This is a genomic window from Nocardioides turkmenicus (genome assembly GCF_011045035.1).
In the GTDB taxonomy this organism is placed as follows: Bacteria; Actinomycetota; Actinomycetes; order Propionibacteriales; family Nocardioidaceae; genus Nocardioides; species Nocardioides turkmenicus.
Map to the genome: position 1 here is coordinate 270,334 of NZ_JAALAA010000005.1, position 24,109 is coordinate 294,442.

Consider the following 24,109-nt stretch of genomic DNA (forward strand, 5'->3'; position numbering starts at 1 on the left):
ATTTGAGAGAGTGTGAACATGAGTAGCCCACGAGTTCGCCGGATCGCTGACCGGATCAAGGTCATCGTGGCGCAGATGCTGGAGCGGCGGATCAAGGACCCGCGGATCGGGTTCGTCACCGTCACCGACGTCCGGGTGACCGGCGACAGCCAGCAGGCGACGATCTTCTACACCGTCCTGGGCGCCGACTCGGAGGCGGAGCTGGCCGGCACGGCCGCGGCGCTGGAGTCCGCCAAGGGGCTGATCCGCTCCGAGGTGGCCAAGCAGCTCGGCACCCGCACCGCTCCGACGCTGGAGTTCATCCACGACGCGCTGCCCGAGACGGCCCGCCACCTCGACGACGTGCTCGCCCGCGCCAAGGCGCAGGACGACGCGGTCGCCGCCTCCCGCGGCACCACCTACGCCGGCGAGCCCGACCCCTACAAGAAGCCTCGTGAGACCGAGGACGAGTGGGACGAGGACGACGAGGAGTGAGCGCTCGCTCCGGTCTCGTCGTCGTCGACAAGCCCGCCGGCGTCACCTCCCACGACGTCGTCGCGCGCGTACGCCGGCTGGCGGGCACCCGCAAGGTCGGGCATGCCGGCACGCTGGACCCGATGGCCACCGGCGTACTCGTCCTGGGGGTCGAGCGGGCCACCCGCCTCCTCGGTCATCTGATGCTGACCGAGAAGGCCTACTCGGCGACCGTGCGGCTCGGGGTCTCCACGACCACCGACGACGCCGAGGGCGAGGTGGTCTCGACGAGCTCGGCCGCCGGCCTCGACGAAGAGCGCGTACGCAGCGCGTTCGCGAGCCAGGTCGGTGACATCCTCCAGGTGCCGACCGCGGTGTCGGCGATCAAGGTCGACGGCAAGCGTGCCTACCAGCGCGTACGCGACGGGGAGCAGGTCGAGCTGAAGGCGCGGCCGGTCACGGTGCACGAGCTCACCGTCGGTGAGATCCGGCGCGAGGCCGACGTGGTCGACGTAGACATCGCCGTGCGCTGCTCCTCGGGCACCTACATCCGCGCGATCGCCCGTGACGTCGGGGAGGCGCTCGGGGTCGGTGGACACCTGACGATGCTGCGCCGGACCGCGGTGGGGCCGTACGGGCTCGACGTCGCCCGGACGCTCGAGGAGCTCTCCGACGAGTTCGCGGTGCTGCCGCTGGCCGACGCCGCCCGCGCCGCGTTCACCCCCTACGACCTCTCCGAGGAGCAGGCCCAGGACGTCCGCTACGGCCGCAAGCTCAAGGTCGCGCTCGACGGGCTCACCGGCGTCTTCGCCCCCGACGGCGAGTTCCTGGCACTCTACGAGCCGGTCGGGCCCGAGACCGCCAAGGCGACGGCGGTCTTCGTCGGCTGACATTCCACGCAGTGACGCTTCGGCCTGCGGGGGTGACGCCTCGGCGGGGAGGGTCAGCGCAGGTGTACGGTCTGGACGAGGTCGGCCCGGATCTCGGCGTCGGTCCACGGGAAGCTGACCCACTTCTCCTCGGAGAAGAGCCGGGTCTGGTCGCTGGACCACGGTGACCCGGGGTCCTCGTACTGGCCGTAGGTGAGGATCGTGCGGGGCTCGACGCCGTCGGGTCCGAACGAGACGGCCTGGATGTGCGAGGAGCCGTAGGTGATCGGCCGGGCATAGCCGAGGTTGTGGGTCGGCTTGCGGGAGGCCAGCGCGTTGGCGTTGCCGGCCAGGTTGCCCTCGCCGCCGCCCAGAGGGAGCGGGGGAGCGCCGCGGTCTGCGGCGACCTGGTAGGCGCCCCAGGGCGAGTCGATCGGGAGGCCGGTCGCCTCGACGGCCGTGATCGCGTCCTTCATCGCCTTGACCGTGCTCGGTGTGGTGCGCAGCCCGCGCGGGGTGTTCAGCGGGTCGTCGGCATTGAACGGGACGCGCCAGAGCTGGATCCCGCTCGGGGCGCGCTTGACGAACTCGGTGAAGATGGCGGTGCCGACCGAGGTCGCGTCCGAGCGCCCGTCCCACGCGGCCAGGACCGCACACGCCTCCTGCTCGCCGGTGAGCCGGCAGACCCGGTCGAGCGCGCCGTCGGCCTTCATCACCTCGGCCGTCCGCTGCCGGTTGTCGTGCTGGTGCTCCGCCAGCGAGGCCGGCGTCTCGACGCCCTCGGCGGCGAGCCGGTCCATGACGTAGCGAGCCACCATCTGCGTACGCATCGTCCGCTCGCAGCGCTCGCAGCCGATGATCGCGGGGTAGCCCTCCAGCGGGGACTCGGGGTTGGGCAGCCAGAAGGAGTCGTTGGCGTTCATGACCCAGTCGCGGCGTACGACGTCGGGGAGGTGCCGGTCGCCGAAGATCCCCGGACGCTGGGCGTCGGCGTCGGTGCCCCAGGCGCACGAGGAGCCGGCACGGTTGCCGTCGAGGCCGGGCAGGCCGGCGACCGTGTTCAGCAGCCGGCCGACGACGGTCATGCAGCGCGAGGCGTGCTCGTCGGTGACGTGCGGGACGACCGAGTGGTCGGCGTAGAGGGCGTCGCCGTGCCGGTCGGCCGCGATCGTGTTGACCCACGGCATCCCGCCGCCCGCGTCCTGGCGCTCCAGCAGGTCCTCGACGGAGGACGCGTCGCCCATGCCGAGGAACGTGTCGAGGGTGCGGAGGTGCTCGGCGTTGGCGTCCCGGATCGCCCAGAAGCTCTGCGGTCCCCAGGCCATCAGCTGCGACGGGGAGTCGATGACGTAGCCCTCGGGGGTGCGGTAGAGGTCCTCGGTGACCGTGGTCGTGCCCGAGGCGGTCTTCACCTCGACTCCACCTCGCGCCGCTCGGCGCTCCGCACACCGTCCGGGGTGAGGTATCGGGTGCCGGGCCCGAGGGTCGTGTACTCGTACGGCGTGAAGCGATAGGCGGTCGAGACCGTGTGGCTCCAGGCGACGTCGTCGTTCCAGCCGATGTTGACCACCGGTGAGCCGATCAGCGAGGCGCCGGCCACGTCGTACTCACCGGGGATCGTCAGGTGCTGCTGGGTGAACCGGTAGCGGCCCTGCCAGGGGAAGTGCGGGTTGCCGAGCAGCATCCCGGCACCGGTCGAGCTGGCCTCACCGCCGATCGCGGTCGCGTTGGACCCGAAGGCGCGCTCCGGGTCGCGGCCCAGCGAGGCCAGCAGCGCCTCCTTGTCGACCTTCGCGGCCGCCGCCGGCACCTCGGCGGCGGTCTTCGGCAAGCCGGGAAGCCCAGGGTCGGCCAGCGACGGGGGAGCGGCCTGGTTGATCTCGCCGACGAACTGCCCGGCCGAGGCGATCAGGTTGGCCAGGTAGACGCCGTACCAGATGTCCGTCTCGGTGACGTCGGGCCGGAGATAGGGAGCGTCGGCGCAGGCGGGGTCGGTGACCTCGTGCGTACGCAGCCACTCGTTGACCCCGGCGGCGTAGCCGCGCACCATCTCCCGTGCCCGCGCCGAAGGTCCGGCGGGGGAGTCGAGCAGCCTCTCGACCACGCGGCGGTTGTGCAGGTCGCCGACCAGCACGTCGGAGTCGAGGTTGGTCGCCGGCTTGGAGACCGCGTCGTCGTACGTCGCCTCCGCACCCAGCCATCGGGAGCGCTCGCCGCGGGCGCTGAGCAGGATGTCGGCGAGGGTGCAGGTCGCCTCCCCGGCGGTCGCCCAGCCGCTGCCGTAGCCCAACGAGCCCCAGTCGCGGGCGGTGATGTGCGGGATCCCGTGCTCGGTGATCCGCACCGTCGCGTCGTACGCCGCAGGCGGCTCGGCGGCCGCGGCCGGAGCGCTCAGGACGCCACCGAGAAGGACCAGTGGGGCGAGGGACCTGGCGGCTCTGCGTACGAGGCTCTCCATGGTTCCCCCAACGAGCATGGGGTAGAACACGTTACTGGTTGGTTGCCAGGTGGCCCGGATCCGGGAAGGGGTCCGAGCATGGATATTCTGGCGGCGTGTTCTGGAGAAGTCTGAGCGAGGTGCCGTCCGACCTCGGCCGCACCTGTGTCGTGATCGGCAACTTCGACGGAGTCCACCTCGGACACCAGCATGTGCTGCGCCGGGGACGCGAGGTGGCGGACGCCAAGGACCTCACCCTGGTGGCGGTCACCTTCGACCCGCACCCGATGGCGGTGCTGCGGCCCGAGCACGCCCCTGGTGTGCTCACCACGATGGAGGTGCGCGCCGAGCTGCTGCTCGCCGCCGGTGCCGACGCCGTGCTCGCGCTGCCCTTCGACATGGAGATGGCCAACTGGACGCCCGACGAGTTCGCCCAGCGGGTGCTCGTCGACGCGCTGCACGCCGAGGCGTGCGTGGTCGGCGCCAACTTCCGCTATGGCTGCAAGGCCGCCGGCGACGTCGCCGACCTGGTCGCCTACGGCAAGATCCACGACTTCTCCGCCGAGGGGATCCCGCTCGACGGCGGGCCCCAGGTGTGGTCCTCGACCTACATCCGTACGTGCCTGGCGGCCGGCGACGTCACCGGAGCCGCGGAGGCGCTGGGTCGTCCCTACTCCGTGCGTGGCGTCGTCGTGAAGGGCGACCAGCGTGGCCGCGAGCTCGGCTTCCCGACCGCCAACGTGCCCACCGACTCGCTGACCGCGGTGCCGCCCGACGGCATCTACGCGGGCTGGCTGACCCGGCGCGACACGGGGGAGCAGTTCCCGGCCGCGATCTCGGTCGGCACCAACCCCACCTTCGAGGGCGTGGTCGGGCGCCGGGTCGAGTCCTACGTGCTCGACCGCGACGACCTGGAGCTCTACGGGGTCGAGGTCGAGGTCGCCTTCGTGGAGCGGCTGCGCGGCATGGTCGCGTTCGAGGGGATCGACGCGCTCGTGGAGCAGATGCGCGCCGACGTCGAGCGGGCGCGCGAGATCCTCATGCCGCAGTAGCGCGGAGGCTCTACCCACCGGGTTCCAGGTGCGGTTGAATTGTCTGTCATGGAGCCCCATGCCACCCCGACGTCCGCCTTCGAGACCGAGGTCGAGGCCGACCGTGCCCGCGGGGGCATCCCGGCCTTCATCAACGCGGTCCTCGTCACCGGCGGGCTCTGGGTCCTGCAGTTCCTCTCCGGCTCGGCGCCGTTCTCCGGCTGGGCCGAGGAGAACGGCACCGACTCGGCCGGGTGGGCGGCCACGCTGCTCGGTGACCGCCTGGCCTACTTCGGCGAGGAGTCGTTCGGTGGTCTCTTCTCCGGCGATGCGCTGGTGCTCTCCGCCATCCTCACCGCGACCGTCTTCGTGCTCACCGGACTGCTGACCTGGCTCGGCACCGTCGGCATCTGGCCGCGGGCGTTCTGGCCGGTGTTCCTCGGCTGCTGGTTCGCCGCGATCGTCGCCACCGCCGCGGGCCAGCTCGCCGGCGCCCTCTACACCTACTTCACCGACGGCCGCTCGGCCCAGGTGCGTGCCTCGCTCGGCGAGGTGCTCGAGACGGGCGCTGCGTACGGGGTGACCTACGGGTGGGCGATCGGGCTCCTGATCGCGCTGATCTGGCTCGCGGTTCCCGGCAACCGGGTCGAATACACCTCGATGTCCACGCTCATCTCCGACAGCGCGGCGGGGAACGCTCCCGGCGGCTACGGTCAGCAGTTGCGGTCGAGTGTCGCCGTGCCGACCGCCCAGACCCGGATCGTCCCCGCCTCGCCTGCTGGCCGGCTGGCTCAGCCCGTCCAGGTCCGCACCTTCACCGGCCCGGCCCGCGGCTCCGGCCCGGCGAGCGACACGGCCGCCTGGAAGGACTTCGTCCGCGACGTACGCGGGCGGTCCTAGTTCGCTGAGCTCGCCTCCGTGCCGCTGAGAGCCACGGCTTCTCGGCGGCGCGCGGTGCAATGCTCTGGCAAGTAGTGCGCACTGCGTAGTAGTGTGCCAAGCATGGATACCACCCAGCTGCTCAAAGGGGTGCTCGACCTGACCGTGCTGGCCGTCGTCGACGGCGAGGACGCGTACGGCTATGACATCGTCCGCAAGCTCCGCGACAGCGGGCTCACGGATGTCGGGGACGCGTCGGTCTACGGCACCCTGCGGCGGCTGTACGCCGCCGGTTCCCTGACCTCCTACGTCGTGCCGTCGGAGTCCGGTCCGCACCGCAAGTACTACGGCATCACGCCCGCCGGGCAAGGCCAGCTCAAGCAACAGCGCGAGGACTGGTCCCACTTCTCCACCACTGTCACCCAGATCCTTCAAGGGGCACGCGCATGACGACCACAGATGCAGAGGCGAACGTCGCACCGGAGGTGCGGCTCTTCCTGGCTCGCGTACGCCGCGAGCTCGCCGACCTCGACCCGGAGGTGCTGAGCGACATCACCGACGGGCTCGAGGCCGACTTCACCGAGCTGGTCGAGGAGCGCGGGCCCGATGCTCTCGGGGATCCGGTGGAGTACGCCAAGGAGCTGCGGGCGGCCGCGGGGATCCCCGCGGGCGCGAGGCCGCCTCGCGGCCTCGCGGAGCAGGTCGACGGGTTCCTGGACGCCGGCCACGCCCGCTTCGATGCCGGGGTCGCCAAGCTCGGTGAGCTGCTGCGCACGGATCTGCGTCCTGTGGTCGCCTGGCTGCGGCCGCTGTGGTGGATCGTGCGTGCCTGGGCCGCGGTCTGGCTGGTCTCGGCGATGTTCGGCTGGAGCATGTCGAGCGCGCCCGCGGTCGTGCTCCTCATCGTCGCGGTGGCGGTCAGCATGCTCATCGGCGCCGGCCGGGTCTGGCCGGGTGGCGAGCGCGGGACCCTCGCGCGGGTCGTGCTCCTGGTCCTCAACGCGTTCGCCGTGTTCGTGCTCTTCATGACCTGGGCGAGCGGTGGCGTCGGCGGCTCCGAGTACGACCGCGGGTGGAGCGACGGCTTCAACGAGGCAGGTGCGGGCGGCTATGCCACGCCGATCGAGGAGCAGGCGGGGATCTACTCCGACGGCAGGTGGGTCAGCAACATCTATCCCTACGACGCCTCGGGCAAGCCGCTGACCGGCGTCCAGCTCTTCGACCAGGACGGCAAGCCGATCGACGTCGTCACCCAGCCCGACTGCACCTCGACGACTGCCGCGCCGCTTCCGCCGCTGGCCGTCGACGAGCTCGACATGGCCGAGGTCGCCTGCACCGACGAGATGACCGGCGAGCCGCTCCAGCCGCGGATCTTCTATCCCTGGTCCAACGGTGCCGCGCAGCTCTACAACGTCTTCCCGCTGCCCAGCCGCGTCCAGCCGGACACCGCGCTCGACCCCAACGCCTTCGCCGAGGGGGCCGAGGACGCGCCGGCGATCCAGGAGCCGCCGCTGGCCACCGTGCCGGAGGTCTCGCTACCCGGGGTTGCGACGAGCTCACCGAGTGCGTCCCCGAGCGCATCACCGAGCGCGTCCGCGGGTACCGCCGACAAGCCATGACCCGACCGATGCAACCGATCCCGGATCTGCAGCGTCGATCCATATGGCGGAGAGGCGAGGGCGAGGGTGAGGATGCGATGAAGCTGTGGTGGAGGTTGCGCCGGCTGGTGGCACGACTCGTGCTGGTGGCCTGATCCGGCGGCGATTCGGGGCGCACCCCGGCTCGCTGTTAATCTTCTCGGGTTGCCGTCCCATGGGGTCGGCAGCTCAAGCCGTGAAATCGGCCGCGGACCAAGAGTGCCCCGGTGAACAGGCCCGGGCGCGCCGCGCAACGAGTAGGCCCACGGGCCGGAAGGGAGCCTTCGCATGGCAGTTGGAACTGACGCGGAGACCAAGAAGAAGATCATCGCCGAGTACGCCACGACCGAGGGTGACACCGGCTCGCCGGAGGTGCAGATCGCGCTGCTGTCGCACCGCATCTCCCACCTGACCGACCACCTCAAGGAGCACAAGCACGACCACCACAGCCGTCGTGGTCTGCTGCTGCTCGTCGGCCAGCGCCGCCGCCTTCTCAACTACCTTCAGAAGAAGGACATCGAGCGCTACCGCTCGATCATCGAGAAGCTCGGCCTTCGTCGTTGATCGCTTGATCTTCGTACGCAGCGGCCGCCCGGATCACCGGGCGGCCGCTGTTCGTTTTCCCGGGGTGCCCCGAGGGTCCGGAGAACTATCTATATCAAGTTAGTAGTGTTAATCTGGCGGGCATGACACGCGCAGGGTTGAACCGCCGCTCCTTCCTCACGGCCTCCGCGCTCGGCGCGGCCGCGGTGGGCACCACCCAGGCCACCCAGTCCGTCACGACCGGCGCCGCGGCCGGTGCCCCGGCCATCCTCAAGCCGCTGCCGGTCGAGCGCTTCGTCGACTACGGCACCAACGCCGAGACCCGCTGGGACTCGGTCGACCCGCGCCGCTACCTGACTCCGCAGGCCGACCTGTTCGTGCGCAACCACACCGCGACCCCGCGGATCGACGCCGGGACGTACCGGCTGGAGATCTTCGGCGACGGCCTGCGCGACCCCGCCGGGGTGCAGCTCACCCTCGACGACCTCAAAGCCTTCCGGCACGTCGAGACGACCTCGGTCCACGAGTGCACCGGCAACGGCCGCAGCTTCTTCGCCACCCAGCAGGGCCAGGAGGTCAGCGGCACCAAGTGGACGCTGGGCGCGGTGGGCGCGGTCCGCTGGAGGGGCGTACGCCTCCAAGACGTCCTCACCGCGGTCGGTGTCCGCCAGGACGCGGTCTCGGTGCAGGCGACCGGGCTCGACGCCAGCTATGTGGACAAGGGCGTCGACTACGGCCGGGTGCGCCGGCCGTTCCCGATCGAGAAGGCCTACGACGACGCCCTGCTGGTGTGGGGCGCCAACGGTGAGGACCTGCTGCCCGACCACGGGTATCCGCTACGGCTGCTGCTGCCCGGCTGGATCGGGATCGCCTCGATCAAGTGGCTCGGCTCGCTGGAGGTGTCCACGAGCGTGCTGACCTCGCCGTGGGACACCAAGTGGTACAACGTCGACGGCCCGCTCACCGTCAACCCCGTCCGCTCGGCCCTCGAGCTGGAGTGGAACGCCGAGATCCCGGCGGGGGAGCGGATCGTGCTGAGCGGCCGCTCCTGGTCCGGTGCGGCGCCGATCGCGCGCGTCGAGATCAGCACCGACGGCGGCCGGACCTGGGCGCTGGCCGTGCCGCACGCGCCCGGCCGTCCCACCGGCGGCCACGGCCTCGGCTGGGCGCAGTGGGACCACACCTGGCGCAACCCGGCGCCCGGGGCGTACGAGGTCCTCGTCCGCGCCACCGACCGGGCCGGCCGCACCCAGCCCGACGTCGCCGCCCACAACCCTGGCGGCTACTTCTTCGACGCCGTCGTACGCCACCCCGTCACCGTCGTCTGAGACGCGTCGGGGGCGCGCGTTCCACGTTTCGGGTGGTCGACGGATAGGCTGGACCGAGAGTGCTACGGCCACCGGCCGGCGTACGAAGAAAAGATCATCACCAGGAGCGGCCCGCCCGACCGGCTCGGTCCTCGGTAGTGACTCCCAGATTGCGGCATCCGCCGCGAAGGCTGAGGGTCTCGATCGAAGACCGGCCCTGTGCGCAACGAGCGCACACGCCCGGCGCGGGGACGCTCCGCGACAAAGACTAAGGACGAATTCCTTGACCGAACCAGTCATCACTGCCGTCGAGACCACCATCGACAACGGCAAGTTCGGCACCCGCACCGTCAAGTTCGAGACCGGGCTCCTCGCTCGGCAGGCCGCGGGTTCCGTGACCGCCTACCTCGACGACGAGACGATGCTGCTGTCGGCGACCACCGTCTCGAAGCAGCCGAAGGACCACTTCGACTTCTTCCCGCTCACCATCGACGTCGAGGAGCGGATGTACGCCGCGGGCAAGATCCCCGGCTCCTTCTTCCGTTCCGAGGGCCGCCCGGGCGAGGACGCGATCCTCACCTGCCGCCTGATCGACCGCCCGCTGCGCCCGACCTTCAAGAAGGGTCTGCGCAACGAGGTCCAGGTCGTCATCACCGTCATGGCGCTCGACCCCGACCAGCCCTACGACGTGCTCGCGATCAACGCGGCGTCGATGTCCACCCAGCTCTCCGGCCTGCCGTTCTCCGGTCCGGTCGGCGGCGTGCGCGTCGCCCTGATCGAGGGCCAGTGGGTCGCGTTCCCGACCCACAGCCAGCTCGAGAACGCGGTCTTCGACATGGTCGTCGCCGGCCGCGTCACCGACGCCGGCGACGTCGCCATCATGATGGTGGAGGCCGAGTCCACCGAGCAGACCTGGGACCTGGTCCAGTCCGGTGCGCAGGCGCCGACCGAGCCGATCGTGGCCGGTGGTCTGGACGCCGCCAAGCCGTTCATCAAGCAGCTGGTCGAGGCCCAGGCCGAGCTGGCCAAGCAGGCCGCCAAGCCGGTGCAGGACTACCCGATCTTCCTGGACTACCAGGACGACGTCTACGAGGCCGTCGAGGCCACCGTCGGCGCCGACGTGCGCGACCTCTACACCGTGGGTGGCAAGCGTGAGCGCACGCTGTCCAAGCACGAGCGCGAGGACGAGGCCGACCGGATCAAGGCGTCCCTGATCGAGAAGATCGGCGCGCAGTTCGAGGGCCGTGAGGGTGAGATCGGCGCGGCGTACCGGGCCATCACCAAGAAGGCCGTGCGCGAGCAGGTCCTGCGCGACAAGGTCCGCATCGACGGTCGCGGCCTGGCCGACATCCGTCCGCTGCACTCCGAGGTCGGCGTGATCCCGCGGGTCCACGGCTCCGCGCTCTTCGAGCGTGGCGAGACCCAGATCCTGGGCGTCACCACCCTCGACATGCTCAAGATGGAGCAGCAGCTCGACACCCTCTCCCCGGAGAAGTCGCGCCGCTACATGCACAAGTACGTCTTCCCGCCGTTCTCCACCGGTGAGACCGGCCGCGTCGGCTCGCCCAAGCGCCGCGAGGTCGGCCACGGTGCGCTCGCCCGCCGCGCGCTCCTGCCGGTGATCCCGAGCCGCGAGGAGTTCCCCTACGCGATCCGCCAGCTCTCCGAGGCGATGGGCTCCAACGGCTCCACCTCGATGGGCTCGGTCTGCGCCTCGACGATGTCGCTGCTCAACGCCGGTGTCCCGCTGAAGGCCCCGGTCGCCGGCATCGCGATGGGGCTGATCTCCGGTGAGATCGACGGCGAGACGAAGTACGTCGCGATCACCGACATCCTCGGTGCCGAGGACGCCTACGGCGACATGGACTTCAAGGTCGCCGGCACCCCGGAGTTCGTCACCGCGCTGCAGCTCGACACCAAGCTCGACGGCATCCCCGCCGAGGTCCTCGCTCAGGCGCTGAACCAGGCCAAGGACGCCCGGATGACCATCCTGGACGTCATGCACGAGGCCATCGGCGGCGTCGAGGAGATGGCTCCGACCGCTCCGCGGATCATCACCGTGAAGGTCCCCGTGGACAAGATCGGCGAGGTCATCGGCCCGAAGGGCAAGGTGATCAACCAGATCCAGGAGGACACCGGCGCCCAGATCTCCATCGAGGACGACGGCACGGTCCTGATCGGTGCGACCGACGGCGCTGCTGCCGAGGCCGCCCGCTCGGCGATCAACGCGATCGCCAACCCGACCATGCCCGAGGTCGGCGAGCGCTACCTCGGCACGGTCGTGAAGACGACCAACTTCGGCGCCTTCGTCGCCCTGCTCCCGGGCAAGGACGGCCTGCTCCACATCACCAAGCTGCGCGCCCTCAACGGCGGCAAGCGCGTGGAGTCGGTCGAGGACGTCGTCGAGGTCGGCCAGAAGATCCAGGTCGAGATCGCCGAGATCGACGACCGCGGCAAGCTCTCGCTCGCCCCGGTGCTCGAGGAGGAGGCTCCCGCCGAGGAGACCCCGGCTGAGACCGCCACCGAGGCCGCAGACGAGGAGTGACCTTGGCGTCACGCACTACCTGGGGGACCGGTCGACACATGGGTGTCGGCCGGTCCTCCGGCTATAACCAGGAGCCGGGCACCACCGTCACGCTCGAGCAGACCGAGGTCAACGGCGCGGTGACGTCGCTGGTACGGCGTACGGTCCACCCCTCGGGCCTGCGGATCGTGACCGAGCAGATGGCCGGGGTCCGCTCGGCCGCCGTCGGCGTCTTCATCGGCGTCGGATCCCGGGACGAGACCGCGCGCCAGCACGGCTGCTCCCACTTCCTCGAGCACCTGCTGTTCAAGGGCACCCCGTCACGTACGGCCTTGGAGATCTCGTCCTCGCTGGACCGCGTCGGCGGCGAGTTCAACGCCTACACGGCCAAGGAGTACACCTGCTTCCACGCGCGGGTGCTCGACGTCGACCTGCCGCTCGCCATCGACGTCGTCGGCGACATGCTGACCTCGTCCCTGATCACGGCCGAGGACGTCGAGGCGGAGCGCGACGTGATCCTCGACGAGATCGCGATGCACGACGACGACCCCGACGACGTCATCCACAACCTCGTCGCCGAGCAGGCATGGGGTGCCGAGACGCCGCTCGGGCGCGGCATCGCCGGCACGGAGGCCTCGATCTCCGGGCTGACCCGCGACGAGATCGACGACTTCTACCAGGAGCACTACGTCGCGCCCCGGATGGTCGTCTCGGTCGCCGGCAACGTCGACCACGACGAGGTCGTGGCGATGGTGGAGAAGGCGTTCTCCGGGCAGGGGTTCCTGCAGGGCTCGGCGGCGCCGGTGCCTCCACGCGAAGGCTCGCCGCTCGAGGTCGTCGCCGGCGAGATCAGCACCGAACGCCCGCTCGAGCAGGTCAACGTCATCCTGGCCCGCGAGGGCCTGCAGCGTGGCGACGACCGCCGCTTCGCCTTCGAGGTGGTCAACACCGCGGTCGGCGGGGCGACCTCGTCGCGGCTCTTCCAGGAGGTCCGCGAGCACCGCGGCCTGGCCTACTCGGTGTACTCCTACGCCTACAGCCACGCCGAGACGGGTCTCTTCGGGGTCCAGGTCGGCTGCCTGCCGGCCAAGCTCGACGAGGTCCTCGAGGTCGTACGCTCCGAGCTGGCCGCCGTCGCCCGCGACGGCATCACCGCCGAGGAGCTCGAGCTCGGCAAGGGCCAGCTGCGCGGCGGCCTCGTGCTGGGCCTGGAGGACTCCGCCTCCCGGATGTCACGCATCGGCCGCGCCGAGCTGGTCCACCGCGAGCTCTACTCGATCGACGAGGTCCTGGCCCGCATCGACGCGGTCACCCTGGAGGACTGTCGCGAGGTCGCTGCCGAGATCCTCACCCGGCCCGAGATCCTCGCGGTCGTGGGGCCGGCCTGAGAGCCGCGTCGGCGCGTTCTGACTGGATCGTCGGCCGAGTCGGCTCGTCAAGACGAGCCGACTCGGCGCGATCTCGAGTCGGCGGCTAGCGCTTGCCGATGATCCCGACGGCGGCCGGGACCTTGGAGTCGACGATGGAGACCCGGAAGCCGGCGTCGGCCAGTGCCTTGCTCGACTTCTCGATGATCTCGGGGACCTGCTCGCGCTGGGTGGCCTCGTAGAAGAGGTTGACCGTGCCGCCGGGGAGCACGCGCTCATGGAGCAGCGCGATCTCGGCGGATGCGTCGCGCACCCAGAACAGGTTGACGTTGAACGCGAAGACCTTCGTCAGCCGCTTGACCGGCACCCGCAGCGTCGCGAGGTCGATCTGACGGACCGTGAGTCGTCCTGACTCCAGGTATTTCGCGCAGCGTCGCTTCGTACGATCGACGCCCGACTCCGAGCGGTCGATCGCAAACAGCTTTCCGGTCTCCAGCCGGCTACAGATCAGCTCGGCACCAGCCCCCGGGCCACAGCCGACTTCAAGGACATGATCGTTCGGTTGGATGTCCATGAAGTCAACGGCCCAACGGATCCGAGCAGGGATCGTCTGCACCACCATGGGTCCAAGACTGCCAGATAGTCCTACGGTTCTGCTCACAGGCCCTTCGACATGGTCAGGACGAGCCTCCCGTTTTGTTCACCGGATGGTGGGTCGATCGTTGGGTGAGCGTGATCTATAGGGTGGGGCCTCATGACTAAGGTGGCTGTTCTCGGTGCACGTGGCAAGCTCGGTTCGGCGGTCTGCGAGGCCGTGGAGTCCGCCGACGACATGGAGCTCGTGGCGCGGATCGGTCGCGGCGACGAGCTGTCGGCGATCACCGACGCCGGCGCCGAGGTGGCCGTCGACGTCACCACGCTCGAGGCGGTGATGGGCAACGCCGAGTTCTGCCTGTCCCACGGTGTGCACACCGTGATCGGCACCTCCGGCTTCGGCCCCGACCGCGTCGAGCAGCTCGAGGCGTGGCTGGCGAAGGCGCCGGGCGTCGGCGCGATGGTGGTGCCCAACTTCTCGGTCGGCGCCGTGCTGATGATGCGCTTCGCCGAGCTCGCGGCCGCCCATTTCCCGTCGGTGGAGATCGTCGAGACCCACCACGAGCGGAAGGCCGACGCCCCGTCCGGTACGGCACGCCGCACCGCCGAGCTCGTCGCCGCGGCGCGCGAGCAGGCCGGCGTGGGCCCGGCCCCCGACGCGACCACCTCGGCGCTGGACGGCGCTCGTGGCGCGGCCGTGGACGGCATCCCGGTCCACTCGCTGCGGATGTCCGGCTCGGTCGCCCACCAGGAGGTCATCCTCGGCGGCGTCGGCGAGCTGCTGACCATCCGCCACGACTCGCTCTCGCACGCTTCCTTCGCCCACGGCGTGCTCGCCGCGATCCGGGGTATCGGCGCGCGCCCGGGTCTCACCATCGGCCTGGAGGACGTCCTCGGACTGGCCTGAGACGGGGCCGGAGCTCAGCCGGGACAGAGGTCGCGGTGTCGGAGCCGGGCGTCCTTGGGCGGCTCGGCGGGGTCGGCGAGAAGGCTGCGGTAGTCGTCGTGACGCAGCGGCCCGTCGGCGAGCTCACCGGAGGACCGTGGCGCCTGCAGCGGCCCGGCGTCGTACTCCATCTCGACCCGGTCCACGCCGGGGATCGAGGTCAGCGACAGGACCGTCTGCGCCGTCGCGAGCACGACCCGGCTGGTGCCGATCCGGTCGTCGGTGGAGACGCGGAGGTGGGCGGTGCGGTCGGAGATCTCGACCAGCTCCAGCCATCCTTGCGGCGGCATGGCCGTGCCGAGACCGTCGCCCAGGTCGCGTGAGGAGGGACCGTCGCCCAGTTGGCCGAGGATGTTCCTCGCGACGCCGGTGAGGGTCTTGGCGCAGAAGCTCGCCGCGGGCCGGCCGACGAGCTCGTCCTGGGCGTCGACCCAGTAGAGCCGCGGTCCGGTGGCGCCGCCCGCCGCGCCCGACGGCACCTCGGTCGCGTCGTCGAGCAGGTGGTAGGGCACCTCGGAGGGGTCGACGGTGCGTACCTTGTCGTCGTCGGGGACGCCGCACGACACCGCCGCGAGCAGGAGCGGACCCGCGGCGACCGCCACCCAGGCCGTACGCAGCGCCCTCATGTCACCTCCCGGCCCGCGGCCGACCTCGCGGTGGGTGCCAGGGGGAGGGAGAGCACGAAGTCTGCGCCCCCGGAGTCGGCCTCCCGGCACCAGACCGAGCCGTCGTGGAGCTGGGCGGTCTGCTCGACGATGCTCAGCCCGAGCCCGCTCCCGGTGGTCGCGCCGCGAGCGCCCGTCCGGGCGAACCGGTCGAAGATGCGCTCCCGTTCGGCGGCGGGGACGCCGGGGCCGGAGTCGACGACGTGGATCTCGGCGTGGCCGCGCCGCGCGGAGGCGTGCACGGCGGTGAGGCCGCCGCCGTGGCTCTCGGCGTTGCGGACCAGGTTGGCCAGCGCGCGGTGGACCTGCAGCCGGTCGCCGTAGATCTCGAGGTCTGCGGGGACGTCGACGGTGACCTCACCGCCGGTCCCGGCCTCGGCGAGGACCGCGGCGACCAGGCCGGAGACGCCGAGCACCTCCCACTCCGACTCGCGCACCCCGGCGTCGAGCCGCCCCAGCGTGATCAGGTCCTCGAGCGCGCCGCGGAACCGGTCCAGCTCGCCGGCCATCAGCTCGACAGCCGTCGCCGAGCTCGGCGAGAGGGTGGGGTCGCCCTGCAGGACACCGAGGCTGGTGGTGAGGGTCGCCACCGGCGTACGGAGCTCGTGGCTGACGTCGGCGGCGAAGCGGGCGTCATGGTCGAGGCGCTCGACGACGGTGTCGACCATGGTGTTGAACGACCCGGTCAGCGTGGCCAGGTCAGGATCGTCGGTCGCCTCGACCCGGGTGTCGAGCTCACCGGCGGAGATGCGTGCGGCGGCCAGAGCGACCTGGCGCAGCGGACGCAGCACCCGCCGGGCGGCGTACCAGCCCAGGATGCCGCCGGCGACGGTCGTCAGCGCCGCGGAGATGGCGAGCGCGTAGCCCATGGTGTCGAGGGTCTGGCTGAGCTCCTTGGCGTAGGTGACCTCGTAGTAGTCGGCGCCGACACCTTCGAGCGGGATCCCGACCACGATGTTGGGCCGGTCGCCGGCGTCGTTCCAGGAGAGCGCGACCTCGCCCTCCTCGACGCTCCTGGCGACGCTGCGGGTGGCGTCGTGGACGGGCGTGGTGAGGTCGGAGGAGTACCACTGGCCGTCCTGGCGGACCAGCACCGTGGTGCGGCTCGGCGGAGCTATCTCGGAGAGCACCTCGGCGACGTTCACCCCGTTGGTGCGCAGTCGCTCCTTGACCAGCGCGGCATCGATGTAGGCCTGCTGCAGGGCGTTCCGCTCGCGTTGCACGATCAGGTAGTGACGCGCGGAGAAGTAGGTGCCGAAGGCGAGGATGAGGCTGATCAGCAGGGCCCCGGCGGCGAACGTGGCGACCACGTTGGTGCGCAGCCCCCGACGGGGCGGCCGCCGGCTCATCGCGGGTCCAGCCGGTAGCCCAGCCCGCGGACCGTCGAGATGACGCCGCGGGACGTCGGATCGGTGTCGACCTTGGTGCGCAGCCGGCTGACGTGCACGTCGACGACCCGGACGTCGCCGTGGTGACCTTCCGGCCACATCTGGCTGACCAGGTTCTCGCGGGTCATCACCCGGCCCGGGCTGGTCGCCAGGGCGAGCAGGAGCTTGAACTCCGTGCTGGTCAGGTGGAGGTCCTCGGCGCCGCGGCGCAGGGTCGCGGCGGCCGGGTCGAAGACGAGTGGTCCGTCGGTCGAGTCGAGCACGATGCCGCTGGCGGGGGTGTAGCCACCGGAGGCGGGCACCAGCGGGTAGTCGGGGCGCCGCAGCGCGGCTTTGATCCGGGCCCTGACCTCGGCGACGTCGAACGGCTTGCGTACGTAGTCGTCGGCCCCCGCCTCGAGCGCCGCGACCACGTCCTTGGCGCCGTCGCGGGCGCTGATCACGATGATCGGCGCGGTCGTGCGCGGGCGGATGCTGCGGATGAAGGTGAACCCGTCGATGCCGCCGAGCATGAGGTCGACGAGCATCACGTCGAAGGGCCGCTCGGCGTCCAGGCTGAGGGCGACCTCGGCGTCGTCCGCCTCGCCGACCGTGTATCCCTCCTGCTCGAGGAAGAGCCGGAGCGACGTACGCAGCCCGTAGTCGTCCTCCAGGATGAGCACTCGTCTTGCTGCCTCTTGCACGTCTCGGATCGTCTCACCCGAACGGTGACGACGCCGGGCTGTTGCGCTCCGCAGGGTGGAAGTGACACGAAACTGACACGAAACCGCGAGGGGACCTCCATACGGCGCGGTCAGGGTGGGCGGCATGAGCGAGACAGACTTCTACCCGGTCGAGGAGACCGTCGTCGTCCCGTTCTCGGACGCCACCTGCCGGCGAGCGATCCACAGCCTGCGCTGGCGGCTGGCGGAGATGCTCGCGGGCGGTCCCGAGGCGGTCGTGGTCGACCTGACCGGGCTGACCCGGTTCTCCTCGACGACGGTCGCCGCGCTGCTGTGGGCGAAGCGCCGCTGCAGCACGAGGGGCGTGCCCCTTCGTCTCCGCAACGCCGACCCGGCGCTCGCCGGGCGGCTCCGCCGAGCCGGGCTCGACACCATCTGGGACATCCAGGCGGCTCCGTCCACACCATCCCCCACCCGAGAGGTCAGTTGATGAGCAACCCCGTCCACGACACGGAACGCGAGCAGGCAGCCGGCCTGCTGACGCCGGACCAGGCGATGAGCCAGGTGCGGGCGTGGACCGACTCACGTGTCGTCGGCGACCGCGCCGCCAACCGGCTCGAGGTGCTCGCCGCCTTCGGTGTCCATGTCGCGGTCACGAACCTGCCCGGCGAGATCTGGGTCAAGCTGGCGTGGCGTACGCCGACCCGGGTCGAGCTCGCCACCGTCTGGACGCTCACCTCGATGCCCGCGGCCGCACCGGAGCCCTACATCGCCGAGAAGCTGACCGACCTGGCCAGCTCGTGGACGTTCCAGGAGCGTGCCGGTGGGGCCGGCCTCGTCTGCGAGGTCGAGGACTCGCCCGAGGCCGACGGGGATCAGCGGTAGTCGTCGGAGAGCTGGGTGCCGATCTTGACCTGCGGCTTGGGCAGGCGCAGCGGGCGGATCTGGATGGCGCGCATGATCGCGTAGTAGGTGGTGCCCTTGAGGTCGTTGTCGGGGAAGCGGCGCTTGAGCTCCTTGCGGAGCAGGAAGCGCAGCGCGATCAGGTTGACGACCACGGTGGCCATCACGACGAGCGTGAAGAGCTGGGAGTACATCGCCAGCTCGAGGCTGATGTAGGGCACCACGAGCGCGATGATCAGCACCGGGAGCACGATCTCGGCGAAGGTGAACCGGGCGTCGATCCAGTCACGGATGAAGCGCTTGACCGGGCCCTTGTCGCGGAGCGGCAGGTAGCGCTCGTCGCCGGTCTTCATCGCCTGGCGCATCTTGTCGCCCTGCTCGGCGCGCTGGGCGCGGTTGGCGGCGTTGATCTCCTTGCGCGTACGCGGCTGCTTCAGGCGCGCCTTGCGGGCCGCCTCCGCCTCCTTGCGCGTAGGGGTCGGCCGACCCTTGCCGATCTCCTTGACGGGATTCTCGGGCTCGACGACCTGCGGGGCGGGGGACTTACGACCGAACAACGTGAGTGACCTCTTACCTGTTGGCTGGGACACATACAGGATATCCCGACCGGCCTTGACAGCGAGTTTTGTGGACCCGACCTAAGGTGAGAGGCAACACTTGTCCTAGGACGACGAGAGTCCAGCGGCAAGCGACGACGCGGGGCGGCCGGCGGTCGGCCGCATATGAGAGGCGTAAAGGGAACCGATGAGTGTGATGAAGCGGCTGAGCCTGGTCTTCAAGGCGAAGGCAAACAAGGCGCTCGACAAGGCCGAGGACCCACGGGAGGTGCTCGACTACAGCTACCAGAAGCAGCTTCAGATGCTGCAGCAGGTGCGCCGCGGCGTCGCGGACGTCGCGACCAGCCGCAAGCGTGTCGAGCTGCAGATCAACGGGCTCAAGCAGCAGTCCGACAAGCTCACCCAGCAGGCGCAGAAGGCCATCGAGATGAACCGCGAGGACCTCGCTCGCGAGGCGCTGACCCGCAAGAGCGGTCTGACCAGCCAGATCAACGACCTGAGCACCCAGCTCGCCACCCTCCAGGGCGAGGAGGAGAAGCTCACCCTCGCTCAGCAGCGGCTGCAGGCCAAGGTGGAGTCCTTCCGCACCAAGAAGGAGACCATCAAGGCGACCTACACCGCCGCCGAGGCACAGACCCGGATCAACGAGGCCGTCTCCGGCATCGGCGAGGAGATGGGCGACGTCGGCCTGGCGATGCAGCGTGCCGAGGACAAGACCCTCGAGATGCAGGCCCGCGCCGGCGCCGTCGACGAGCTGCTCGCCTCGGGTGCGCTCGACGACCTCACCGCCGGTCCCTCCGACGACATCACCCGCCAGCTCGACGCGCTGAGCTCGAGCAACGACGTCGAGGCCGAGCTCGCCGCCCTCAAGGGCCTCAACTCCCCGCAGCAGACCCAGGCGCTGCCCGGCGCCGACGCCAACGCGCCGGTCATCGACGTCGACGCGACCGAGAAGAAGGCCGAGCAGTGATCGTTCGCATCCTGGGTGAGGGGCAGTACGACGTCGACGACGCCGCCGTCGACAAGCTCAACGAGCTCGACGCTGCCGTCGAGGCCGCCTGCCAGGGCACCGACGAGGCCGTCTTCGAGGAGGCGCTCGCCGCGCTGCTCGACAGCGTTCGTTCGCTGGGCACCGCCCACCCGGTCGACGCGATCGACTCCTCCGACCTGATCCTCCCCGGACCCGGCTCCACGCTCGCCGAGGTCTCCGAGATGCTCGGCGACGAGGGCCTCATCCCTGGCTAGAGCCACATGTCACGCTTCCAGGGTGATGCCGGGCTGACCGTCCGGATGACCACGGTGATGTTCCTGCTCGGCGCGCTCTTCGTCGGGCTCATCGTGGCGCTGATGTTCGTCCTGCCCGCCCAGTGGGCACCGATCATCGGCATCGTCGGGCTCGGCATCGCCTGGTGGCAGTGGTACGCCTCCGACACCCTCGCGATGCGCGCCATGGGCGCGCGCGAGGTGTCGGCCCAGGAGGCGCCCGAGCTGCACGCGATGATCGACCGGCTCTGCACCCTGGCCGACATGCCGAAGCCGCGGGTCGGGATCGCCTACACCGACATGCCCAACGCCTTCGCCACCGGCCGCTCGCCGAAGCGCTCCGCGGTCGTGGTGACCACCGGCATCATGCAGCGGCTCTCCGCCGAGGAGCTGGAGGGCGTGCTCGCCCACGAGCTATCCCACGTCGCCCACCGCGACGTGCTGGTCATGACGGTCGCCTCCTCGGCCGGCATCGTCGCCGGGATGCTGAGCCGCGGCTCGCAATACGGTGCGTACGCCGGTGGCGGGCGCCGCGACAACAACAACGGCCTCCCGGTGTGGCTGGTGGTGCTGCTGGTCTCGCTGGCGGTCTACGCGGTGTCGTGGCTGCTGCTGCGGATGCTCTCGCGCTACCGCGAGCTCGCCGCCGACCGCGCCGGCGCGCAGCTCACCATGAAGCCGGGCGCGCTGGCCAGCGCGCTGCAGAAGATCACCGGCGAGATCTCCGCGATCCCGAGCCGCGACCTACGGTCCGCGCAGGCGATGAACGCGTTCTTCATCGCGCCGGCCATCAGCGGCCAGTCGCTGCGCACGCTCACCTCGACGCACCCGTCGCTCGAGCAGCGCCTCGAGCAACTCGCCCGGATCGAGGCCGAGCTCGGCCGTCCGGCGCAGTAAGGTCGCCCCCGTGGGCTTCTGGGACGTCATCACGGGTCGTACGCGACCGAAGCAGGCCAACCTCGATGCGCTGTTCGCGGTGCCGACCGCCGCGCTCACCATGCAGACCTCGCTCGGGCTGGTCCCGACCGGCGACGGCGCGGTCTGCTACCGGGCCGCGGCGGGAGCCGGGTTCGCCGGCACGCAGAACGACGTCGTCGAGCTGCTCGGCGCCTCCGAGAGCGCGCCGACGGTGACCACCAGCGTCGACGAGTTCGGGTTCACCTGGCTCAGCGTCGACCACGAGCCCCTCGACCCGGCCAACCCCGACATCACCGGCTTGGTGACCGACCTCCACGCGGTCAACACCACGCTGGAGATGAACGGTTTCGGCCCGGGGCTGCTGTGCTCGCTGATCGCCTTCAGCGGCGCCGACGGACGCCGCGTCGCCCTGATCTACCTCTACAAGCAGGGCACGTTCTACCCCTTCGTCCCGACCGGCCCGCAGGAGCGCGACAACCTGCTCGAGATCAACGTCCGCACTGCGATCGAGGGCGACCTGCCGGTCGAGAAGGACCTCTCCCGCTGGCTCGCGCTCTGGGGCGCCCCCGGGCTCTGAGGGGCCACCGACATGGAACGAGCACGGAGCTTCGGCGCGGTCGCGGAGGCCTACGAGCGCTGCCGGCCCGGTTATCCCGACGACCTGGTCGCGCTGGTGAGCGAGGTCGCCGACGGCCCGGTGCGACGGGCGATCGAGATCGGCGCCGGCACCGGGAAGGCGACCCGCACCTTCGCGGCAGCCGGGATCGAGGTGGTCGCGACCGAACCCGACGCCGACATGCTCGCCGTGCTCCGGCGCGAGTGCACGGGCCTGCCGGTGACAGCCGTGCGCGCCGCTCTGGAGGAGATCGACCCGTCGGCACACGAGCCGTTCGACCTGCTCTACGCAGCCGCCGCCTGGCACTGGACCGCGCCGGCGACCCGGTGGGACCAGGCCACGGCCCTGGTCCGGGCCGGGGGAGCGGTGGCCTTCTTCGGCGGCCCGTTCGAGCTCGCCGACGAGAAGGTCGCGGCCGCCGAGGCGCGGGCGATCGCGGCGTACGCCCCGGAGGGCCGCCACATCCCGCCACCGTCGCCGCCGGACGCGCCGATGCTGTTCCCCGGCGACGAGATGCTCGCCGACGGCCGGCTCGATGACGTACGCCAGCGGGAGGTGCCGCGCCGTTTCACGCTTCCCCGCGACGACTACCTGCGCCACCTCGACACCATCTCCGCGATCCGGATCCTGCCGGCCGCCGACCGGTCCGCGCTCTTCGCCGACCTGGCCGCGGTGCTGCCGGAGCACGTGGACGTACGCGCGGACCTGATGCTCCACACCGCCCGCCGAACGGGCGCAGCGGATCCTGCGGAGACCCCGCGTCGATGACATCGACACGCCACAGACGACTCACAGGTGGCACACAGCAACCGGCCGCATGATGGGGTCATGACAGGAGCACAGACCCTCACGCGCCCCGACGGATCGCCGCTGCGGGTGCTCGTCGTCGACGACGAGGTGAACATCGCCGAGCTGATCTCGATGGCGCTGCGCTTCGAGGGCTGGGATGTCACCATGGCTCACTCCGGTTCCAAGGCCGTGACCGCCGCGAAGGAGACCGCGCCGGACGCGATCGTGCTCGACTGGATGCTCCCCGACTTCGACGGGCTGGAGGTCCTGCGGCGGGTGCGGTCGACCAACCCGGGCGTACCCGTCCTCTTCCTCACGGCCAAGGACGCGGTGGAGGACCGGGTCGCCGGGCTGACCGCGGGCGGCGACGACTACGTCACCAAGCCGTTCTCGCTCGAGGAGCTCGTCGCGCGGTTGCGCGGCCTGATGCGGAGAGCCGGCGCGACCCGGGTCGAGGAGCACTCGGTGATCCGCGTCGGGGACCTGACGATGGACGAGGACTCCCGCGAGGTGCACCGGGCGGGGGAGGAGATCGCCCTCACCGCGACCGAGTTCGAGCTGCTCCGCTTCCTGATGCGCAACCCGCGCCGGGTGCTGTCCAAGGCCCAGATCCTCGACCGGGTGTGGTCCTACGACTTCGGCGGCCAGGCCAACGTCGTCGAGCTCTACATCTCCTACCTGCGCAAGAAGATCGACGCCGGCCGGCAGCCGATGATCCACACGATGCGCGGCGCAGGGTATGTGCTGAAGGCCGCTGAGTGACCCCGCTCAAGCGGCTGGTCGCACCGCTCATCTCGCGCCTGGTCATCACCGCGGTCTCGCTGGTGCTGGTGGTCTCGCTGCTGATCGCCACCTTCGCCACCATCGCCCTGCGCGAGACCCTGGTGAACCGTCTGGACCGGGACGTGCACGACATGGCTCGCAGCGTCGCCGGCCCACGTCCCGGCAGCAACGTCAACATCGGACCGGACTCGGTCATCGCCGTGTTCCCCGAGAACGGTCCCGCCCAGGGCAACCTCGGTGACTTCGTCCCCACCCAGGTGGAGTCGCTCACCCCCGCCGACCTGGAGGCGTTGGCGGACGTACCTGTCGATGCCCGTCCACATGGCGTCGACCTGCCCGACCACGGTCCCTACCGGGTGATCGCGCAGTCGGGCAACCTCCCCGACGGCGACCAGGGGGTGGTCGTCACCGGACGCTCGACCAACGAGGTCGACAACACCATCGAGAGCCTGGTCTTCTGGGAGGCCCTGCTGACCCTGCTCGGCGTCCTCGCGGCCGCAGGAGCCGGCTACGTCGTCGTACGCCGCCAGCTCAGCCCGCTGCGCGAGGTCGCCGCCACCGCGCACACCGTGGCCGCGCTGCCGCTCTCCTCGGGCGAGGTGTCGGTGACCGAGCGGGTCCCCGACCGGCTCACCGACGAGGACACCGAGGTCGGCCAGGTCGGGGCTGCGCTCAACTCGCTGCTCGACCACGTCGAGACCTCGCTGGCCGAGCGGCACCGCAGCGAGCAGCAGGTGCGCCAGTTCGTCGCCGACGCCTCCCACGAGCTGCGCACCCCGCTGACCACGATCCGCGGCTACACCGAGCTGGCCCAGCAGCGGCCCGAGGCGGTCCCGACGGCTCTCGGCAAGGTGGAGGAGGAGACGCTGCGGATGACCGCGCTGGTCGAGGACCTGCTCCTGCTGGCACGCCTCGACCAGGGCCGTCCGCTCGCCCGCGACCCGGTCGACCTGACCCGGCTGCTCCTGGAGGCCGTCG

At 70.7% G+C, this 24,109-nt stretch carries 25 protein-coding genes and 1 pseudogene; 20 read left to right on the forward strand and 6 right to left on the reverse strand.

Going from position 1 to position 24,109, the window contains the following annotated elements; all coding sequences use genetic code 11:
- The first annotated feature begins 12 nt into the window (after nucleotides 1-12).
- On the forward strand, nucleotides 13-474 hold the full coding sequence (gene rbfA / locus G5C66_RS08125; protein WP_338144106.1) for a 30S ribosome-binding factor RbfA: 462 nt from the start codon (nucleotides 13-15) through the stop codon (nucleotides 472-474).
- Complete coding sequence (gene truB / locus G5C66_RS08130; RefSeq protein WP_165110448.1) at nucleotides 471-1,343, forward strand: tRNA pseudouridine(55) synthase TruB; 873 nt, start codon at nucleotides 471-473, stop codon at nucleotides 1,341-1,343. The genes rbfA and truB overlap by 4 nt, the downstream gene beginning before the upstream one ends.
- A gap of 53 nt (nucleotides 1,344-1,396) precedes the next feature.
- Here truB and G5C66_RS27060 read toward each other — a convergent pair.
- A pseudogene (locus G5C66_RS27060) lies at nucleotides 1,397-3,798 on the reverse strand (penicillin acylase family protein).
- Between the two features lie 77 nt (nucleotides 3,799-3,875).
- Here G5C66_RS27060 and G5C66_RS08140 point away from each other — a divergent pair.
- From G5C66_RS08140 to G5C66_RS08175, 8 genes are all read left to right on the forward strand, one after another.
- Nucleotides 3,876-4,811 carry a bifunctional riboflavin kinase/FAD synthetase gene (locus tag G5C66_RS08140; protein ID WP_338144108.1) on the forward strand — a complete coding sequence of 312 codons (936 nt, stop codon included), beginning with the start codon at nucleotides 3,876-3,878 and terminating at the stop codon, nucleotides 4,809-4,811.
- A 48-nt stretch (nucleotides 4,812-4,859) separates the two neighbouring features.
- Nucleotides 4,860-5,690: a hypothetical protein gene (locus G5C66_RS08145; protein WP_165110449.1), complete on the forward strand. Its 831-nt coding sequence runs from the start codon at nucleotides 4,860-4,862 to the stop codon at nucleotides 5,688-5,690.
- 102 nt (nucleotides 5,691-5,792) lie between these two features.
- The gene (locus tag G5C66_RS08150; protein WP_206443830.1) at nucleotides 5,793-6,119 is read left to right on the forward strand and encodes a PadR family transcriptional regulator; all 327 of its coding nucleotides are present in this window, start codon (nucleotides 5,793-5,795) and stop codon (nucleotides 6,117-6,119) included.
- Nucleotides 6,116-7,288: a DUF1700 domain-containing protein gene (locus G5C66_RS08155; RefSeq protein ID WP_165110451.1), complete on the forward strand. Its 1,173-nt coding sequence runs from the start codon at nucleotides 6,116-6,118 to the stop codon at nucleotides 7,286-7,288. The genes G5C66_RS08150 and G5C66_RS08155 overlap by 4 nt, the downstream gene beginning before the upstream one ends.
- A gap of 306 nt (nucleotides 7,289-7,594) precedes the next feature.
- A complete protein-coding gene (rpsO, locus tag G5C66_RS08160) occupies nucleotides 7,595-7,870 on the forward strand; it encodes a 30S ribosomal protein S15 (RefSeq protein WP_008363208.1) in 276 nt (91 codons plus the stop codon).
- 122 nt (nucleotides 7,871-7,992) lie between these two features.
- Nucleotides 7,993-9,177 (forward strand): molybdopterin-dependent oxidoreductase, encoded by a 1,185-nt coding sequence (locus G5C66_RS08165; RefSeq protein ID WP_165110452.1) that lies wholly within the window; start codon nucleotides 7,993-7,995, stop codon nucleotides 9,175-9,177.
- Between the two features lie 262 nt (nucleotides 9,178-9,439).
- Nucleotides 9,440-11,701 carry a polyribonucleotide nucleotidyltransferase gene (locus G5C66_RS08170; RefSeq protein ID WP_165110453.1) on the forward strand — a complete coding sequence of 754 codons (2,262 nt, stop codon included), beginning with the start codon at nucleotides 9,440-9,442 and terminating at the stop codon, nucleotides 11,699-11,701.
- On the forward strand, nucleotides 11,698-13,068 hold the full coding sequence (locus tag G5C66_RS08175; protein ID WP_420901731.1) for a M16 family metallopeptidase: 1,371 nt from the start codon (nucleotides 11,698-11,700) through the stop codon (nucleotides 13,066-13,068). The genes G5C66_RS08170 and G5C66_RS08175 overlap by 4 nt, the downstream gene beginning before the upstream one ends.
- An 85-nt stretch (nucleotides 13,069-13,153) precedes the next feature.
- Here the strand turns inward: G5C66_RS08175 and G5C66_RS08180 are convergent, their stop codons facing one another.
- Nucleotides 13,154-13,669, reverse strand: coding sequence for a class I SAM-dependent methyltransferase (locus tag G5C66_RS08180; RefSeq protein ID WP_165110454.1), 516 nt, complete (start codon nucleotides 13,667-13,669; stop codon nucleotides 13,154-13,156).
- Nucleotides 13,670-13,801: 132 nt separating this feature from the next.
- Between G5C66_RS08180 and dapB the strand changes: the two genes are divergently transcribed.
- Nucleotides 13,802-14,548, forward strand: a complete 747-nt coding sequence (gene dapB / locus G5C66_RS08185; protein ID WP_165110455.1) for a 4-hydroxy-tetrahydrodipicolinate reductase — start codon at nucleotides 13,802-13,804, stop codon at nucleotides 14,546-14,548.
- Between the two features lie 14 nt (nucleotides 14,549-14,562).
- Here dapB and G5C66_RS08190 read toward each other — a convergent pair whose 3' ends face one another.
- Genes G5C66_RS08190 through G5C66_RS08200 form a run of 3 tightly spaced genes read right to left on the reverse strand, consistent with a single transcriptional unit; the run spans nucleotide 14,563 to nucleotide 17,323 of the window.
- A complete protein-coding gene (locus tag G5C66_RS08190; RefSeq protein WP_165110456.1) occupies nucleotides 14,563-15,213 on the reverse strand; it encodes a GerMN domain-containing protein in 651 nt (216 codons plus the stop codon).
- A complete protein-coding gene (locus G5C66_RS08195; RefSeq protein ID WP_165110457.1) occupies nucleotides 15,210-16,601 on the reverse strand; it encodes an ATP-binding protein in 1,392 nt (463 codons plus the stop codon). The genes G5C66_RS08190 and G5C66_RS08195 overlap by 4 nt, the downstream gene beginning before the upstream one ends.
- The gene (locus G5C66_RS08200; RefSeq protein ID WP_338144109.1) at nucleotides 16,598-17,323 is read right to left on the reverse strand and encodes a response regulator transcription factor; all 726 of its coding nucleotides are present in this window, start codon (nucleotides 17,321-17,323) and stop codon (nucleotides 16,598-16,600) included. The genes G5C66_RS08195 and G5C66_RS08200 overlap by 4 nt, the downstream gene beginning before the upstream one ends.
- A 124-nt stretch (nucleotides 17,324-17,447) precedes the next feature.
- Between G5C66_RS08200 and G5C66_RS08205 the strand changes: the two genes are divergently transcribed.
- The gene (locus tag G5C66_RS08205; RefSeq protein ID WP_165110459.1) at nucleotides 17,448-17,792 is read left to right on the forward strand and encodes an STAS domain-containing protein; all 345 of its coding nucleotides are present in this window, start codon (nucleotides 17,448-17,450) and stop codon (nucleotides 17,790-17,792) included.
- On the forward strand, nucleotides 17,792-18,187 hold the full coding sequence (locus G5C66_RS08210) for a hypothetical protein (RefSeq protein ID WP_165110460.1): 396 nt from the start codon (nucleotides 17,792-17,794) through the stop codon (nucleotides 18,185-18,187). The genes G5C66_RS08205 and G5C66_RS08210 overlap by 1 nt, the downstream gene beginning before the upstream one ends.
- Here G5C66_RS08210 and G5C66_RS08215 read toward each other — a convergent pair.
- The gene (locus tag G5C66_RS08215) at nucleotides 18,178-18,762 is read right to left on the reverse strand and encodes a DUF3043 domain-containing protein (protein WP_165110461.1); all 585 of its coding nucleotides are present in this window, start codon (nucleotides 18,760-18,762) and stop codon (nucleotides 18,178-18,180) included. The genes G5C66_RS08210 and G5C66_RS08215 overlap by 10 nt on opposite strands.
- A 187-nt stretch (nucleotides 18,763-18,949) precedes the next feature.
- Between G5C66_RS08215 and G5C66_RS08220 the strand changes: the two genes are divergently transcribed.
- The 7 genes from G5C66_RS08220 to G5C66_RS08250 all read left to right on the forward strand — a co-directional run.
- Entirely contained in the window at nucleotides 18,950-19,732 is a 783-nt protein-coding gene (locus G5C66_RS08220; protein WP_206443831.1) for a PspA/IM30 family protein, read from the forward strand.
- Complete coding sequence (gene pspAA / locus G5C66_RS08225; protein ID WP_165110462.1) at nucleotides 19,729-20,007, forward strand: PspA-associated protein PspAA; 279 nt, start codon at nucleotides 19,729-19,731, stop codon at nucleotides 20,005-20,007. Before G5C66_RS08220 ends, pspAA begins: the two co-directional genes overlap by 4 nt.
- Nucleotides 20,008-20,013: 6 nt before the next feature.
- A complete protein-coding gene (htpX, locus tag G5C66_RS08230; RefSeq protein WP_165110463.1) occupies nucleotides 20,014-20,922 on the forward strand; it encodes a zinc metalloprotease HtpX in 909 nt (302 codons plus the stop codon).
- Between the two features lie 10 nt (nucleotides 20,923-20,932).
- Entirely contained in the window at nucleotides 20,933-21,520 is a 588-nt protein-coding gene (pspAB, locus tag G5C66_RS08235; protein ID WP_165110464.1) for a PspA-associated protein PspAB, read from the forward strand.
- Nucleotides 21,521-21,532: 12 nt separating this feature from the next.
- Nucleotides 21,533-22,327 (forward strand): class I SAM-dependent methyltransferase, encoded by a 795-nt coding sequence (locus tag G5C66_RS08240; RefSeq protein ID WP_165110465.1) that lies wholly within the window; start codon nucleotides 21,533-21,535, stop codon nucleotides 22,325-22,327.
- A gap of 60 nt (nucleotides 22,328-22,387) precedes the next feature.
- Entirely contained in the window at nucleotides 22,388-23,110 is a 723-nt protein-coding gene (locus tag G5C66_RS08245) for a response regulator transcription factor (RefSeq protein ID WP_165110466.1), read from the forward strand.
- Nucleotides 23,107-24,109, forward strand: a 1,003-nt coding sequence (locus tag G5C66_RS08250) for a histidine kinase dimerization/phospho-acceptor domain-containing protein (protein WP_165110467.1), incomplete at its 3' end; no start/stop codon positions are given. The genes G5C66_RS08245 and G5C66_RS08250, both read left to right, overlap by 4 nt.